This window comes from Planococcus wigleyi, from assembly GCF_014836985.1.
In the GTDB taxonomy this organism is placed as follows: Bacteria; Bacillota; Bacilli; order Bacillales_A; family Planococcaceae; genus Planococcus; species Planococcus notacanthi.
This window is the reverse complement of record NZ_JACSPU010000002.1, coordinates 247721-262073: the sequence shown is the minus strand read 5'-3', so window position 1 is coordinate 262073 and position 14353 is coordinate 247721. Positions and strand designations below refer to the sequence as shown.

14 protein-coding genes are annotated in these 14353 nt (G+C 42.2%); 3 read left to right on the top strand and 11 right to left on the bottom strand.

The genetic code is table 11. From position 1 onward, the window contains the following. Positions 1-35 precede the first annotated feature (35 nt). The 3 genes from H9630_RS06820 to H9630_RS06810 form a co-directional block, all read right to left on the bottom strand. Positions 36-1244, bottom strand: a complete 1209-nt coding sequence (locus tag H9630_RS06820) for an ABC transporter permease (RefSeq protein ID WP_191714751.1) — start codon at positions 1242-1244, stop codon at positions 36-38. 2 nt (positions 1245-1246) lie between these two features. After that, positions 1247-2131 carry an ABC transporter ATP-binding protein gene (locus H9630_RS06815; RefSeq protein WP_191715079.1) on the bottom strand — a complete coding sequence of 295 codons (885 nt, stop codon included), beginning with the start codon at positions 2129-2131 and terminating at the stop codon, positions 1247-1249. 107 nt (positions 2132-2238) lie between these two features. Further along, positions 2239-2667: a hypothetical protein gene (locus tag H9630_RS06810; protein ID WP_191714750.1), complete on the bottom strand. Its 429-nt coding sequence runs from the start codon at positions 2665-2667 to the stop codon at positions 2239-2241. Between the two features lie 200 nt (positions 2668-2867). On the opposite strand from H9630_RS06810, the gene H9630_RS06805 reads away from it, so the two are divergent. Beyond that, positions 2868-3041 (top strand): hypothetical protein, encoded by a 174-nt coding sequence (locus H9630_RS06805; RefSeq protein WP_191714749.1) that lies wholly within the window; start codon positions 2868-2870, stop codon positions 3039-3041. Positions 3042-3094: 53 nt separating this feature from the next. On the opposite strand, the gene H9630_RS06800 is transcribed toward H9630_RS06805, so the two are convergent. The 7 genes from H9630_RS06800 to H9630_RS06770 form a co-directional block, all read right to left on the bottom strand. Further along, positions 3095-3283: a hypothetical protein gene (locus tag H9630_RS06800; RefSeq protein WP_191714748.1), complete on the bottom strand. Its 189-nt coding sequence runs from the start codon at positions 3281-3283 to the stop codon at positions 3095-3097. Positions 3284-3297: 14 nt separating this feature from the next. Beyond that, positions 3298-4782, bottom strand: a complete 1485-nt coding sequence (locus H9630_RS06795) for a S8 family serine peptidase (RefSeq protein ID WP_225218421.1) — start codon at positions 4780-4782, stop codon at positions 3298-3300. Further along, positions 4766-6937, bottom strand: a complete 2172-nt coding sequence (locus tag H9630_RS06790; protein ID WP_191714747.1) for a peptidase domain-containing ABC transporter — start codon at positions 6935-6937, stop codon at positions 4766-4768. Before H9630_RS06790 ends, H9630_RS06795 begins: the two co-directional genes overlap by 17 nt. A gap of 15 nt (positions 6938-6952) precedes the next feature. Beyond that, positions 6953-7234 carry a response regulator transcription factor gene (locus H9630_RS06785; protein ID WP_225218420.1) on the bottom strand — a complete coding sequence of 94 codons (282 nt, stop codon included), beginning with the start codon at positions 7232-7234 and terminating at the stop codon, positions 6953-6955. 250 nt (positions 7235-7484) lie between these two features. Then, the gene (locus H9630_RS06780) at positions 7485-10634 is read right to left on the bottom strand and encodes a type 2 lanthipeptide synthetase LanM family protein (protein ID WP_191714746.1); all 3150 of its coding nucleotides are present in this window, start codon (positions 10632-10634) and stop codon (positions 7485-7487) included. Between the two features lie 118 nt (positions 10635-10752). Then, positions 10753-10968: a mersacidin family lantibiotic gene (locus H9630_RS06775; protein WP_191714745.1), complete on the bottom strand. Its 216-nt coding sequence runs from the start codon at positions 10966-10968 to the stop codon at positions 10753-10755. A gap of 35 nt (positions 10969-11003) precedes the next feature. Continuing rightward, complete coding sequence (locus H9630_RS06770) at positions 11004-11213, bottom strand: mersacidin family lantibiotic (protein WP_225218419.1); 210 nt, start codon at positions 11211-11213, stop codon at positions 11004-11006. Between the two features lie 211 nt (positions 11214-11424). Between H9630_RS06770 and H9630_RS06765 the strand changes: the two genes are divergently transcribed. After that, on the top strand, positions 11425-12681 hold the full coding sequence (locus H9630_RS06765; RefSeq protein ID WP_225218418.1) for a helix-turn-helix domain-containing protein: 1257 nt from the start codon (positions 11425-11427) through the stop codon (positions 12679-12681). Positions 12682-12864: 183 nt separating this feature from the next. After that, on the top strand, positions 12865-13191 hold the full coding sequence (locus H9630_RS06760) for a DUF3784 domain-containing protein (protein WP_191714742.1): 327 nt from the start codon (positions 12865-12867) through the stop codon (positions 13189-13191). 671 nt (positions 13192-13862) lie between these two features. Here the strand turns inward: H9630_RS06760 and H9630_RS06755 are convergent. Next, positions 13863-14309 (bottom strand): DUF7878 domain-containing protein, encoded by a 447-nt coding sequence (locus H9630_RS06755; protein WP_191714741.1) that lies wholly within the window; start codon positions 14307-14309, stop codon positions 13863-13865. Between the last annotated feature and the right edge of the window lie 44 nt (positions 14310-14353).

Here is a 14353-nt window from a genome sequence, read left to right as displayed (position 1 = left end):
AAGCGCGTTTTTGCAAACACAACCAGAGAAGCAATTTATGACTTCCTCATAATAAGCTGACGCAGTTTCAAATTTTCTCCGAAGTGAAGGATGCCTTTCGGATAGACTTTTGCTGCAAAATAACCGAATGCAAAGGTGGTGATCACCAGCAAGCCGATGGATAGAGCGATTTCCCCAAATGATGCAGCGTCTTTCATGATCAGAATAATCATATTGAATGGTGAGGTAAACGGAAATGTTGCCATGAACTTGGATAGCGTTGATGCAGGGTCATCCATGACAAAAAGGATTCCCGAGAAAGCACTGACCATCAAGAGAATAGAAATTGGCATCGTCGTTCCGTTCAGTTCTTCAGGACGGCTGACCATGGAACCGAACACCGCATATAGAGAAGCATATAATAAATACCCCAATAAAAAGAAGATGAAGAAGTACACGCAATGTTCGGCTGTCAGCGCCGATAGATTCAAGTCAAAATTCCCTAAACTTTGTGCGGGTTCCACAAGCCCTGATTTCAAGTACAACGCAACAGATCCAAAGAAAGCGGCGAACTGCATGAGGCTTGCTAAAGCGATTCCGAATATTTTACCGAAAATCATCGCCAGCGGGTTTACTTTTGTCACCATTACTTCCATGACCCGTGAAGCTTTTTCTGAGGCGACGCCGGTTGCAATCGTTGTGCCATACATCATAACTGCCATCAAAATGAACATCAGCATCAAGTAAATCACAAACACCGATACTTCATTCTCTGAAGTGAATTGTCCTTTTTCCATGGCAACCGGAACGAACAAGGACTGTTGATCCGCTTCCGACATACCGTTGCTATCGGCAATTCTTTGCGTATTCTTCGCCTGAAGATACTGGGACAGAGACGAATTTAAAGCGACGTCATTCGATTTGGAAAAATAGGTCACAGAATAATTGCTGGCATTGTCATCAATTAGGTATAAGCCAGCAATTTTTCCTTCCTGCGCTTCTTTTTTCAAAGATTCTATCTGCTGTTGTGCCCCTTCTTTCCACTCCCAATCGGTCAATTGCTTTTCCAGTTCCGAGACAGTTATATCGGCGGCATTGGATACAACCACCATTTCTTCTTTCGGATCCGCAAAATTCTCCAAGATGCTGGGCAATGAAATGGCGAATATGGAAATCAGAATCAACGCAAACGTTGTCGTAAGGTAGGACTTCGAAGTCACTCTTTCCCGAAAAGATTGTTTAAAGACCAGATAAAAATTTCTCAATCTCAATCCCCTGCCTTTTCAATAAAGATTTGGTTTAATGATGGATCGGCGATGCCGATTTTCCGAATCGGAACCAAGCTTTTTATTTTTTCGATGAGGTATAACCCTTGATCCATGGTTTTTACCTGTAATTGATATTCTTTCCCCTTTTTTATAAACTCAGTTTGCAAGCCCATCAAATATTCTTCCAGGGGCTGGGTAGATTCGATATTTACATACTTAAATCCGTATTGGGTCTTGATATCCGAGATGGATCCTGAAAGCACGACCTCGCCTTGCTTCATCAAATAGACCCGATCGCAAAATGATTCAACGCTCTCCATTCGATGGCTTGAGAAGATTAAGGTTTTTTTCTCTTGAATCAGACTTTCTATCACCTGCTCCAACATTTGGGCATTAACAGGATCAAGTCCGCTGAAAGGTTCATCCAAAATAATCAAATCCGGATCATGCATAAGCGCAGCGATCAATTGAATTTTTTGCTGGTTTCCTTTCGATAAATCTCCTGTGTCTTTTTTGATATACTGGCTTATTTCCAATCGTTCAATCCATTTCATCGCCTCCTGCTTTGCAGCACGCTTGCTCATGCCTTCCAATTGGCCAAAATAAACCAGTTGGTCCATCATGTTCATCTTCGGATAAAGCCCTCTTTCCTCAGGCAAATAGCCCAGTTTGACTTCTTTCCGTGAGAATGACTTTCCTCCCCATTCGATGCTTCCGCTTTCCTGCTGCAATAACCCGAGAATCATCCGGATCGTCGTCGTTTTTCCTGCGCCGTTTCGTCCCAGCAGTCCCACGGCTTCGCCTTGGCTTACTGATAAAGACAAGTTCTTTACTGCATGATACGGTCCGAAATGCTTGTTCACATCGTTTATTGTCAGGTTCATCATCTATCTTCCTCTCTTTAGAAAAATGTTTTATACACTACGACTACCAGTACACCCGCAATCGCTAAGAGTCCATATTGCAATAGCTTGTTCATGAAATCATCTCCTTAGTCTGTAATCCATTGAATGGCTGTTTCTTTTGAATCCAGTTGTTTGCTTTCGCGGACAATTGTTAATTCTCCGTGCAGAAGAACCGCCTTTTCGTAGCTTTCAATCACTTGTTCTTCTTCGGCATTCTTTTCATACAAAAGGCCCAATCGAAATCTTTTTTCTTTTGCAAGCTCTGAACTGATTTCCCCTACTTTTTTAAAGTAATTGTGATCAAAATCCATCTCGAATCGACCCGACTGGCTAACCCCTTCTACAGCTTTATCATCGAGAATGACAATTTCAGGCTTTGGCAGACCCGATGCCTGGGAAAAAGCGCGGAAACAGATTTGGGCCAGTGTATTCAAGTGGATCAGCGGCTTGTTGTTCGATAAGTGCATGTCAGTTTCCGTGTCTGTGTAAATGGTAAATGGAAAGGCAATCTCCATTGCGCATCCTCCTTCCTTAAGTTTTTTTAGCATTTTGCTCATTGCGTCAGTTACTTAACAGTTTTCGGGTAAAAAAACCTGTTTAAATCCAAGATTTCATCAAGAATAAAAGAGCGAATTTTACCAATTTTTTTCAACCAGTCTCCCGCCTTATGATGGATATAAGAAAAAAATATCCAACAAAAAGGAGATTATCATTCATGAAAAAATTACTCGTTTCCCTTACACTTTTTGCTTCTCTTGTCACAGCCACTGATTCTGCATCTGCTTTTCAAGCCTCTGATGCACCGCAAACCGAGTCGCCTAAAGTTGCCATCAAAGTAGATGTGAAGGAGATTATCGGGTTATTCGACCGAGAACCTGAAGGTTACTAATATCTCTATTGATCAGAAGTCATTCAGTTTAATTGCTGAATGACTTCTTTTATTTAAAATGCTTTTTGATAAATGGGATCCAATACACCTTTCACTTTATCCTGTTCGTAAAAATGTTCTAAATAGGCACTAGAAGCTCCTTCAACTCCCATCATTTCCTTTTCCGAAAGTTCAGCTGCATGATAATTGGTTTTTGATGCACTTTCTTTTTTGGGCAAAAAGCCAAAGAATTTTTTTCTCATCTTGGTCCCTCCTTTTATTTTTTCTTCTGGCCGATTAATTGGAGTGAATCATGCGCATTCACAATTCCAGCTCCAAAATTTTTGGAGTCTCCCTTCACCGCGCCTTTTTCCAGGATTTTTTCAACTTCACGTACTTTGGGCTTTTTCCCATGTACTTCTTCGTATTCCGCAATTACCAGGGCGGCGGTTGCGGACACTTTAGGCGCCGCCAAGCTCGTACCTGTCATGAATTCATAACCTTTTTCAAACCCGGCGTACTGGCTAGTCACTGACTGCGCCAGATTAGTCGGATAGGTGGTGAGGGTCATATGCCTCACATCATAAAGTCCCTGATCCGCAAGAGGCCCGTAGTCCCCCCCTGGTGCTCCGATTGAGACGTTCTTTCCATAATTGGAGTAGAAAGTTAAAGCATTCTCTTTGTTTGTTGCAGCTACTGTATAGGCATGGCCTAATCCTCCAGGCATATGGAGCTGGGCATCTTTCGAGAAGCCACGGGCAACTGCCAATTTTTTCGCATTAAAAATATCAAATCCTGCATTTTCTGTACCGGAAGAAGCGACTACGAAGCTGTTTTCTTTTTCTGCATATTTCAATGCCCGTTTATAAGCTTCATACACAGCTTTTTCCTCCTTGTTTTTCAAGGACTTATAAACGCCTAAACTTAAGTTGATGACATCCATGTCGTCGTTCGCTGCGGCTACGATCGCTTCGATGACATCGCTGGAATCGGCATTTCCGGTGTGGAACACTTTATAAGGCACGATTCCGATGTCCGGGGCAATTCCTTTTATATGGCCGTTGGCAGCAATCGATCCGGCCACCATCGTGCCATGTCCCATGTAATCCTGCGTATCTGCCACTCCCTCAATAAAAGAGCGGCCTTTCGACACAATATTGGCTTTTAAATCCGGATGATTGAAATCCAGGCCGCTATCTACAATTCCGATTTTCACGCTGTGATTTCCACTTTGCATGGCCCGGCTTGCCCCGTTTCGGGTGACTAAATCAATATCCCATAACCATTTCTGGTACGCGGAGCTTTCCCCGCCCTCCGGGTCCTGATTTGCGGAAGCTGCAGCTTGGCGGCTTACTAGCATCGGTGCCAATGGCGAAATCAGCGGCACGCCATCCGGTTGGACATCGCCGGCATTAACCGTCTGGTCTTCCCCTTTTTCTGCAACGAGTGATCCGTATTTACGCTGGACAAGTTCCACAATCTCCTCACTTTGGGCATGCCCGGAAGCTTGGACGGTCAGGGTGTCAATTTCGTTCATCAGTGCTACGGATGCCTTGGCGTCAACTTCCTGAATATCTTCGGCAACCGCGTCCAGATCAGTCCCTTCCTGAAACAAGTAAATCATGGAGGACTCCCTTTCTTCTGCTTGCCTGAATGGTGCAGAAGGTTCGGAAGCTTGTACAGCCGGCCCTAAGCAGCTCATGCTGACGGCTAAAGAAGCAATCACTAAAAAAGTTTTTGGTGCGTTACGCTGAACGTTCATTTTTCAACTCTCCTATCAAGGTTTGTGCTTTGCATAAATTGTAGTAATAGCCTTTGGCTTTTGTTAATTCTTCATGATTGCCGATTTCCACGATTTGCCCTTCATCCATCACGATGATTTTATCGGCGTTCTGGACTGTGCTTAATCGATGGGCAATAACAACACGCGTACACGACATATAGTTAAGCTCATTATCGATGATGCTTTCTGATAAGGTATCCAAGGCACTGGTCGCTTCATCGAGAACAAGGATAGGCGGATCTGCGACTAACCCCCGCGCGATCAATAACCGCTGCCTTTGCCCTCCGGAAAAGTTTGCGCCAAATTCAGAGACAGTGGTATCAAAGTTCAATGGAAGCTCCATAATCTCTTTATGGATATTGGCTTTTTTGGCAGCCTTGATGATGCTTTCCTTCTCAATGGCTGTTCTTTGGGCAGTGATATTTTCAGCTATCGTTTTATTGAAGAGCCGTGCTTCCTGGAATACGACTCCCATGGATTTGCGCAGCGCTGCGAGATTGATCATCGAACTCTCTCGCCCATCAAATTTGATTTTTCCCGCTGTAGGGGAATAGAGGCCCAAAAGCAGTTTGACGATCGTACTTTTTCCGGATCCGGAAGATCCAACGATAGCCACTTTCTCTCCAGCCGCTATTTTGAAAGACACATCCTTGATAGCCATTTCGCTGAAATGATTATGCCGGAAAAACACATTTTCAAATTCAATGTCTCCCTTGAACGCCAAATTTTGTATTTTCAATGCTTCGCTTTCCGGATCTGCGACTTCTGATTTTGCCTGCATGACATCATATAAGCGTTGGAGATACGAACCTAGGTAAGTCAACTCTCCATAGCCGCTGCCAATAGAAATGATGGGTGTGATGAAAGCCATCGCCAAAGCATTAAATCCTAGTACAGTGCCTAAAGTCATTGAACCGCTCAAAATGGCGGAGCTGCTGTACCATAAAAGAAAAACCGGCAGGATGAATTGGACAGAGGAAGCGACCGTGTTGACCGACGACACCCAAATCGAGCGCTTTTCTGCAGTTTTCAATTGGTCATGGAAAAGTCCGTTCCATTCAGAGAACACCATATTCTCAAGCCCCATCACTTTAATATCGCTGATGCCATTGATGCTTTCCGATAAGATCCTTTGGACTTTTGATTGCGCTGATACATCTTGATCCGATAACTTTTTCGAAACTTTTGTGCTGGCCACCAGCAAGGTAAAGACGGTAATGCCAATCAGCAGCACTGTTGTGGTCATCCGGACAGAATAGTGGAACATGATGGCTAAATAAGTGAATACCAAAATGCCGTCTATCAGAAAGGAAATAACCTTTGTGGATAGGATTTGCCTAATGTATACATTGGAATTGGCCCGAAACAATAATTCACCGACCGAACGATTTTCGAAAAAATTGTACGGCAATGTCAATAACTTCCCGATGAACGTCTCCATCAATGATTGATCGATGGTCGTCTGAAGTTTAGCGACGAGAAAGCCTCTAAACCACGAAAGAATCTGGAAACTGATGAATAATACAAAGAGGCCAATTCCGATGGAACTCATCGCATTCCCATTCTTCGGTACGATGATATTGTCCGTTATCCAAGTGGTCATCCATGGCACCACCAGAGTGAAAAGCTGCAGCACCAAAGAGCCAAACAGGATCAGAAAAATCAATTTCGGCTTTCCGAGTGCAAACGATAAAAAGAATTTAATGTGCGAAGGCCCTTTGCTTTTCACAAATCGTTCCGTTGGAGTTAAACAAAGGACAAAGCCGGTAAATTTTTCATCAAACTCTTCGTGGCGGATTTTTCTTCTGCCCAAAGCCGGATCCACAACCACAATATGCTTTTTAGAAATGGATTCCAACACAACATAATGCTTGTTTTCCCAATGGATGATGGCCGGGAGTGCCATGTCTTTAAAAGCCTCTTTTTCCACTTTAAACCCTTTTACATTCATGTCGTAATGCTTTCCAATGAGCATCAACTGATACAGCGATGTCCCTCCTTTGGGCACCCCGAAGCTTTCCCGCAATTCGGCCAATGAAACGTATTTCCCATGGAAGGCAAATACCATAGCCAAGCTCGCCAGTCCACACTCACTGTGTTCCATTTGCTCAATGAAGGGTACTTTACTAGCCATACAACCCTCCCCTTTCTAAATTCGGACTTCCCTATAATGATCTGTTGCGTAAAACGGAATGGGGGCAGCGTGTTCCATCGAACGCTCTTCCTGGGAGTGCAGCCAACCGAAATGATACACACCGATCCCGATTTCCACTCGGGACGTAATCTCCCACTTTTCTTTAATATTAAAAATCAATTCCCCTACTCTTCTTCGGCTGATGAATAACAGAGTTGCTATTTCCACATCTTTTTTCCCTTTAGCGACTAAGACAGCAACTTCACGTTCTCTGGTGCTTAATTTCCTGACCACCATACGTTTTATCCCTCCATTAGTAACTTAATTTTTTTGTTAAGTTAACTATAAAGAATCGGGAAAGGTGAATAGAACAGGTAAAAAAACAGTAAGTAAGGCGTGAAAAAACGCCGTCTAACCCTGCTCCTTTTAACCAAATTCCCTTTATATGGTTTTTATGAAGAATCAATAATAAAAAGCAGTTCAATCGATAAGGGCAATGGACGGATCCCCCTTGACTGAACTGCTTTTTCTATTCTTTCTGTACTAGTTAACCCAATAACAAGACGGACGGTACCTCTTTCGGATTCGATAACCTCAGCAACTGCAGGCCAACTCCGGCAAGGCCGGTAAATAAGCCGGGCTGGATAAACCCTTTCGGCCCGTCTACCTGATAAAAGCCGCGCGCTTCTTTTTGCAGCACACAATTATATCCTCTTTGTTTCGCTTCTTCTGACAAGCTGGAATCCTGGAAGTGCATGCCGGCTTGCAAGAATAGTTCCGTGTCTCCAAAGTTTCCGTGGCATAAAGAGTCCGAGCTCTTATAGCCGTGATTCCGAAGATTTTGGAGCGCTTGGTTTATCTCCGTCCCAACTGTGGAATTGGCGGTATAATCGGACATCATGATTCTGCTTAACCCAACCCCCATTGACCCATGGCACCAGTGATGGGCATATTGGCCTTCAGAGCGCCGGTTGTCTTTCCAAGCCCCTTTTTCACTATCAAACAGCGATTGATCAAAGCGCAAAGCTTTCTCTGCAACTTTTTGATACTTCTGGTCTTTTGTCAGATAGAATAGTCTGAAAAGACTTTGGGCAATGCCGCTTGTGCCATGTGAAAAGCCGCCTAAATAATTGCCGGATTCTCCTGATGCCCAAGCTGCTTGGCCAGGAGCCGGAGAATGGCGGTTTGCCAACAAATGCTCGCCATACAGTTCCGCTATTTCTAAATACTCGCGGTCACCTGTCCATTCAAAAGAATTCATCAATACGTGGCAAACCCCTGCAGCTCCGCCAAGGAAATCAAAAACTTCATCCTTTTGAACGTTCTGCTTTAGTTTTTGTTTGATTTCGTCGACTTTCCACTCATATTCATTGCTGCCGAAGTTTTTATGGAAATGCAAGATCGGATACAAAAGAGAAGCGGATCCAGTGAATGAAGAAACCAGTCCCTGGTTTTCAACCATCGGCGCAGCAGCTGATTGCAGCGTGGCTTCAGCAGCCAGTTTATAACGCTCATCCCCCGTTTCTTTCCATAAGTATTGGAAAAAGAGGGAAATGCCGCCCAGCCCATCGTAAAGGCCTTGCAAGGCAGGCGCTACCGACCAGGTTCCTTCGCTATTCGGCGACAAGCACAAGAGAGAAGCTTTGTCTTTCGCCTTTGAATAGCAGAGCTTGCTCAAAATTTCCTCTCCAATGGATTTCGCTTCATGCAAAAACAGCAAATCAACATCACTCGGCACTTTTTCGTCGGCCCACTTTTCTTCTTGAACGTCCGCTTCCTCTTTTTTTGATCCGACAAGCGAGGTTCGGATCCATCCAAGCTGGGTTTGAAGTTCATCAAGGTCGTATTTCCGGATTCTGTCGACCACTATTTCATACCCGCTTTGGGCGAACACATTGTCAATTTTCACTCCAGTACTCGAATAAAGATCCCTTGAATCAGCCAGCGAGTTAAAGAACGGAATATCGCCTGCCATCAGATCCAAAATTTCATGGGGGATGATGCGCTTGTCATGATAAGGATAAAACCATAAACGATCGTACAGATTTTCCAAATACAGCGCATCTCTCATATAATCCGGGTGGCTGGATTCATTGAGAAAGTTGAAGTACTGCTGAGTAGCCCTCGCTACAACACGGATTTTCTCATTGCGAAATGATTCAATCGGCCCTTTGGAGCCCAGCAGTTCATCTTTATAATCGATAAAGAAATTAAAAATATTTTCAAATCCGATTAAAATGTCCTCCAAATACTCTTCTGCATCGACACCTTCCCCATTCAAAGTGGGAAGATTATTGGCGCCGCGGAAGCGTTCAGACTGCATGGAAAATTTCATATCATCGGTCATGGCATTTTCAAGCTTCAATACCTTAAAAGGCAGCTCTTGCTCTTTTCCGTTGAGCGCACTGAGATCAATCCCTTTTCCTTCCGCATTCTTAAACATGGCAATCGGAAGCAGCCCGGTGCCCACTACAGAATTGGCCTGTTCATACTTCAAGTCAACTTCAACGGAATCCGGGAAATCCAGTTTCGGGCTTTGGTGAAATAAAGTTTCATGATCAATAATATACGGCGTGTTGCCGCCTGCTATAATATTTTCCAAGTGGAAATCAGCGCCTTTGATCGAATGCATCATCCCCAAGAGAACACCGAATCGCTGGTAGTAATGCTTCACTTCCTGCTGCGTAAGACAGCTGCTGTATAATACGCATTCCTCCCAGCCATGTGTTCCAAAATCCAGAATTTTATAAGGAGACAATGTCGGGAATTCCGCTCTTTCTGCAATCCAATCCAATAAATCGTGGTATTTTAAGGAGATGGAAAGCCCTTTCGGTTTGTAGATGATTGTTTTTCCGTTTTTATACACAAATTTACCGACTGTCTTGCCTTTCTGATGGGTATCTCCCAGTCCAAATTCAATGGAATCCAGCTCGTCGTTGTCTAAACCGAACGCATTTGACATGGAATCGAAATCATCCATATATCTTGCTAAGGTAAGATTGATATTTTCAACAAAAAATTCACTCCGGAGAATAAGGATTCGGGTCAACACGGCATATTCCTCATAAAACTTCATCAATTCTGAAGGATTTAAAGCTTTTTCTCTGATGAACGACTGGAATCTTTCTTCTGCTGTCGAACCGTAAAGTTCATCTTTCAACTTGGAAACATGCATTTCCAAAACGATCGATCGGGACGCCTGAGTGATCAATTGGGTGCCAATGGCAAACATCAGCGTTTCTTTGATCTTTTCGATATTGGCAGGTTGGGTGCGCGAAAGCTCTTCCAATGCCAAATCAAGCCGATTGGAGATATAAGAAAGGAACGGGCGGATAAACAATCCCAAATCGAGTTGTTCTTTCATTTTTTCATTTTGCTCAGATAGATTCAACCCTTCTATCACAAGGTCTAAGTTCATCTCTGATTTTAAGAAGGCTGCCAGTTCTTGAAGTTGCTTTTCGTCCAGGTTCTTTTCACTAAGCGGCGTAATCATTTCCGCAAATTGTTGTTCAGAAAGGCCTGCCACAGCTAGTTTAGATTGAAAAATGGCATCCGAAGTCATGGAAAGGCGTTTTCTCCATTTATTAATAGCTGGAGCCGGATCAATTCCTTCCTCCTTTAAAAAACGGCTTCTCTCGTAACTAAACAGGGCATGGATGTAATCACTATGGTTTGTTCGGGTTGATACTTTCTCCATCTCTTCCACTCCTTTTCATGATAAATTTGAGAATGCATACGACTGGTCATAGACATTCTCAAATTCATTATTTTTAAAAAGTAATAGTGGAGGAATATCCTCCACTATTAAAAGTTGATCAGCAAAATTTGATTGAGAAAAGCAAGCCCGTCGCAAATGCTGCCACACAAGCTGGAGTAGTTTCAGGCGCTACGTCTGAGGCGCCCTGCACTTCTGCAAGCTCGTCCAACGTCAATTCGTTAAATGCTTTTCCAGATGGATGAGGCGTTACTTTTTCAACACCATCACGAATTTCAGGGTTTTTCCACGCATTGATAATTTGTTGTTTAGTCATTTTTAATTCCTCCAATTTTTTTAGTTTAGGTTAGATTAGCAATTTCTCATTGAAAAGATAATAGTTGCGCCAATAGATGCTGCGATGCACAATGGAGTTGTTTCTGCATTCACATCAGAAGCTCCTTGGATTCCAGCTAACTCATCGCTTGATAGCTCATTCATTGTTTTCCCTACCGGATTTTCAATTTCATGATTACGGATTTCAGGGTTTTTCAAAGCATTGATTTTTTCTTTTCTTGACATGGAAGTCATCTCCTCTTTTTGGTTGGTGTGGTCTTGCTACATTCATATTATTACGTACCTGAATTTTCTAACACTACGCAATATTGCAAAATATTGTATAATAAAAAATAAACAACTAAATTTGTAAATTTATTTTCTTTACAATGATTGATTTTGTAAGCTGTCAAACAGAGAGAGAATGACATTAGATTGAAACGAAAAGGGTGAAGAAATGGAAATAGGAGAAAGAATACGCCAGGTCAGGATACATAAAGGAATGACTCAAACAGAGTTGATCAAAGGAATTTGTTCCAATACATACATAAGCAAAATCGAGAGCGGCAAAGCCAAGCCTTCCTACTCGTTCATCACGAAAATTGCCAAGGTACTGGAAGTGGACGCCGAGTTTCTGCTTGATATGAATATGAAGAATGTAGAGCCGGACGTCCACCGGATTTACGAAAGTTATATCAGTTTCAGAAAAATCAATTCCCAGGACCTCGCTTTATTAAAACTCCATTCGAAGGAAAACCATTCGAATTTCACTTTGATTAAAATCTACTATGTGTTGATCTCGTATTACACCGCAAATGATATGGAAGAAGCCCATCCCATAGTCGAACAAGCCAAGAACATTATTTCACCTGCCCAACCCACTTTCGAGAATGAAACTTCTTATTACTTCCATAGCCTTTACAAATATTTCAACACGAATAAGAATTATTCAGAAGCTTTGTTTTACGCGAATCTTCATCTTGACTCCTTACAACACGAAGAAACATCGTTGCGGGCAGCAAAAGCTTATTTGAACTTGGCTCAAGTCCGAACAAAAATGGATGAAGATTTAGAACTGGCAAGACTGTATACGAAAAAGGCCTTGCAAATCTTCAAAGACCAGGATTTTAAAGGGGGAATCGCAAATTCTTTGGCCCAATTAGCCATCCAATACCATCGAAACGATTTATATGATGACGCATTGAAGACTTTGGATGAACTTTTCCAGTTCTCGGAGGGGTTTAATAAAGATTATTATGCACCCATTTTGGCTTATAATTATGGACGCGTTTATCAAAAACAGAAGCAATTCGATCAAGCGGCCGCATACATGCTCCAGAGCATTGAATATGACATAAACGCAGATAAAGAAGAAGAAACCATTCATGCCCTTGAAGTTCTAAGTGATATCAGCATTCAAAGAAAGAATTGGGAAGAAGCTGATGACTATTTAAAGAAAGGCTTTCGCCTGACCACTTTGTATAACCTGCCCAATTCCTATATTCAGCTTTTGCACTTGAGATCCCAGATCTACAAAGCACGCTTTGATTTTCCTTCCTATGAGAAAGAACTGCAGCAGGCGGTTCAGTTGGCACAAAAAGGCAAGTATTCATTGCTGGCCAAAGAAATCAGTACCGAACTAGCAGAACATTATAACGAAGTTCGCGCTTATAAGATGGCCGCTAAGTATTATCAAATTGCGCTTTTATGCTGATTAACAAGAAGGAACTCGCCACGGAGTTCTTTTTTTGTCAGCCGGTATGGAAACTCAGACTCTTTGCGGGGTGGATTGGAAATTCCGAGAACATTTTAACTGGTATCTTTTTATAGAAAACGAAACTTTATCCGAAACAAATCGGTATAGTACATACAGGCCATTTTTCTTCAGGAGGTGTTTATGATGGAAATGCTTATTCCACTGGTTGGAATGATATTGCTCTTGATTCTGGGTATTGCGCTGCTGCAAGGAAAAGGGGCTTGGCTAATCGCCGGGTACAATACACTTTCAGATGAGGAAAAGGCAAAATACGACGAAAAGGCTTTATGCAAAGCGACCGGAAAAATGATGTTCGGTATTACGTTTTCCACGGTTTTCATCTTTTTAGGGGAGTTATTCCAAGTGGAAGGGCTCATCATTGCCGGGGTTGTCTTGATGGTCGTCATCATCTTGGTTGGCATCATTTATATCAATACAGGCAATCGTTACTTGAAAAAAGAAGAATAGAACACCGGGAAAACCCTAAAGAAATGAGTGAGGAAAATGAAAATCAGTCGCCCCTATTTTTATTTACTGTCATTTATAGGCGTGTTTTCTATTCTCATGGCCTTCGATTATTTTAAAATTGGTTCATTCGAATGGTTGGATAACTTTATGCAATCGCTGCTCATCACTATTTTCTATTTTATTTTCACAGACAAATCGCGAAGAAAAACTTCTAAAAAAACCTCCCAGTCTGATTAAGATTGGGAGGTTTTGATGAAAACTTGTTAGTCTAATATTTTTTTAAAAATTAGTTTTTTCCTTGATGATCCATCTTACCAATAAAATGGCTGAAAGAATGATGACAGACCAATTATGATTAAAATGATCATTAATAAAGAAACTCTTATTTTCTGATTTCGTCATCGTAGGTACTAATTACTGTTTAACTGACTTCTTTAAAGAAATTCAAATCCATAAAATTGGAGGCATAAACCATGATCAGTTTTTTGAAGGATTTGACCGGTGCCCTTATAGACAATTCGAGATTAAGCCTCTACTTTTTAGCTGGAGTAGTAATTGTGACTGTTTTTATGTTTCTCCTCAAGTGGTTCATTGAGTGGATACTTGTTCCTCTTTTAACTTAGTCTCAATTCTTCGCAGTGGAGGTGATGCGCTTGAACGCGGTTCTCATTCTATACTTTTGCAAAATCAGAATACCTGATACGGGATCTGTTCATCAACAGCTCTTCCAATTCAGATAAATATTGATCTACTGCCCCCAGCAATACATTAAGGGAGATCGTCTCTTGGTGTTCAAACTCCTGCCAAATGGAAAAGAGTTGCCACTCGTCTTCGCTTTTCTGAATGAAGGCTAAAATAGGCCCTTCTTTTTCATCATGTTCCATCGTGAAATAATAAAAGCTTTCTGTCGCTCCCGGATCTCTAGTCCGCCACTTTTTTAAACTGACTCCCAGTTCAAGGAGTGCCAGAGATGGTTCGTGAAAGAAGCATGACTCCTCAAACATAATCTTTAATTCTCCCTGCACATCAATCAATAGTTTTCCGTTCTTTTGACGAACCAACTTCTTATCTAAGGTTAAGATTGGGTCTACTGCAAAATGGATTGCTAAACTTGTCATGTACTCACTCCCTTCTGATTTTCCACCCTGAAAAATTGCCAATT

Coding starts and splice junctions, on each gene's coding strand:
- H9630_RS06760 (WP_191714742.1), top strand. CDS start 12,865: ATGATGGAAATGCTTATTCCACTGGTTGGAATGATATTGCTCTTGATT.
- H9630_RS06780 (WP_191714746.1), bottom strand. CDS start 10,634: ATGGAGAAAGTATCAACCCGAACAAACCATAGTGATTACATCCATGCC.
- H9630_RS06765 (WP_225218418.1), top strand. CDS start 11,425: ATGGAAATAGGAGAAAGAATACGCCAGGTCAGGATACATAAAGGAATG.
- H9630_RS06795 (WP_225218421.1), bottom strand. CDS start 4,782: ATGAACGTTCAGCGTAACGCACCAAAAACTTTTTTAGTGATTGCTTCT.
- H9630_RS06805 (WP_191714749.1), top strand. CDS start 2,868: ATGAAAAAATTACTCGTTTCCCTTACACTTTTTGCTTCTCTTGTCACA.
- H9630_RS06785 (WP_225218420.1), bottom strand. CDS start 7,234: ATGGTGGTCAGGAAATTAAGCACCAGAGAACGTGAAGTTGCTGTCTTA.
- H9630_RS06775 (WP_191714745.1), bottom strand. CDS start 10,968: ATGACTAAACAACAAATTATCAATGCGTGGAAAAACCCTGAAATTCGT.
- H9630_RS06790 (WP_191714747.1), bottom strand. CDS start 6,937: ATGGCTAGTAAAGTACCCTTCATTGAGCAAATGGAACACAGTGAGTGT.
- H9630_RS06800 (WP_191714748.1), bottom strand. CDS start 3,283: ATGAGAAAAAAATTCTTTGGCTTTTTGCCCAAAAAAGAAAGTGCATCA.
- H9630_RS06815 (WP_191715079.1), bottom strand. CDS start 2,131: ATGAACCTGACAATAAACGATGTGAACAAGCATTTCGGACCGTATCAT.
- H9630_RS06770 (WP_225218419.1), bottom strand. CDS start 11,213: ATGTCAAGAAAAGAAAAAATCAATGCTTTGAAAAACCCTGAAATCCGT.
- H9630_RS06755 (WP_191714741.1), bottom strand. CDS start 14,309: ATGACAAGTTTAGCAATCCATTTTGCAGTAGACCCAATCTTAACCTTA.
- H9630_RS06810 (WP_191714750.1), bottom strand. CDS start 2,667: ATGGAGATTGCCTTTCCATTTACCATTTACACAGACACGGAAACTGAC.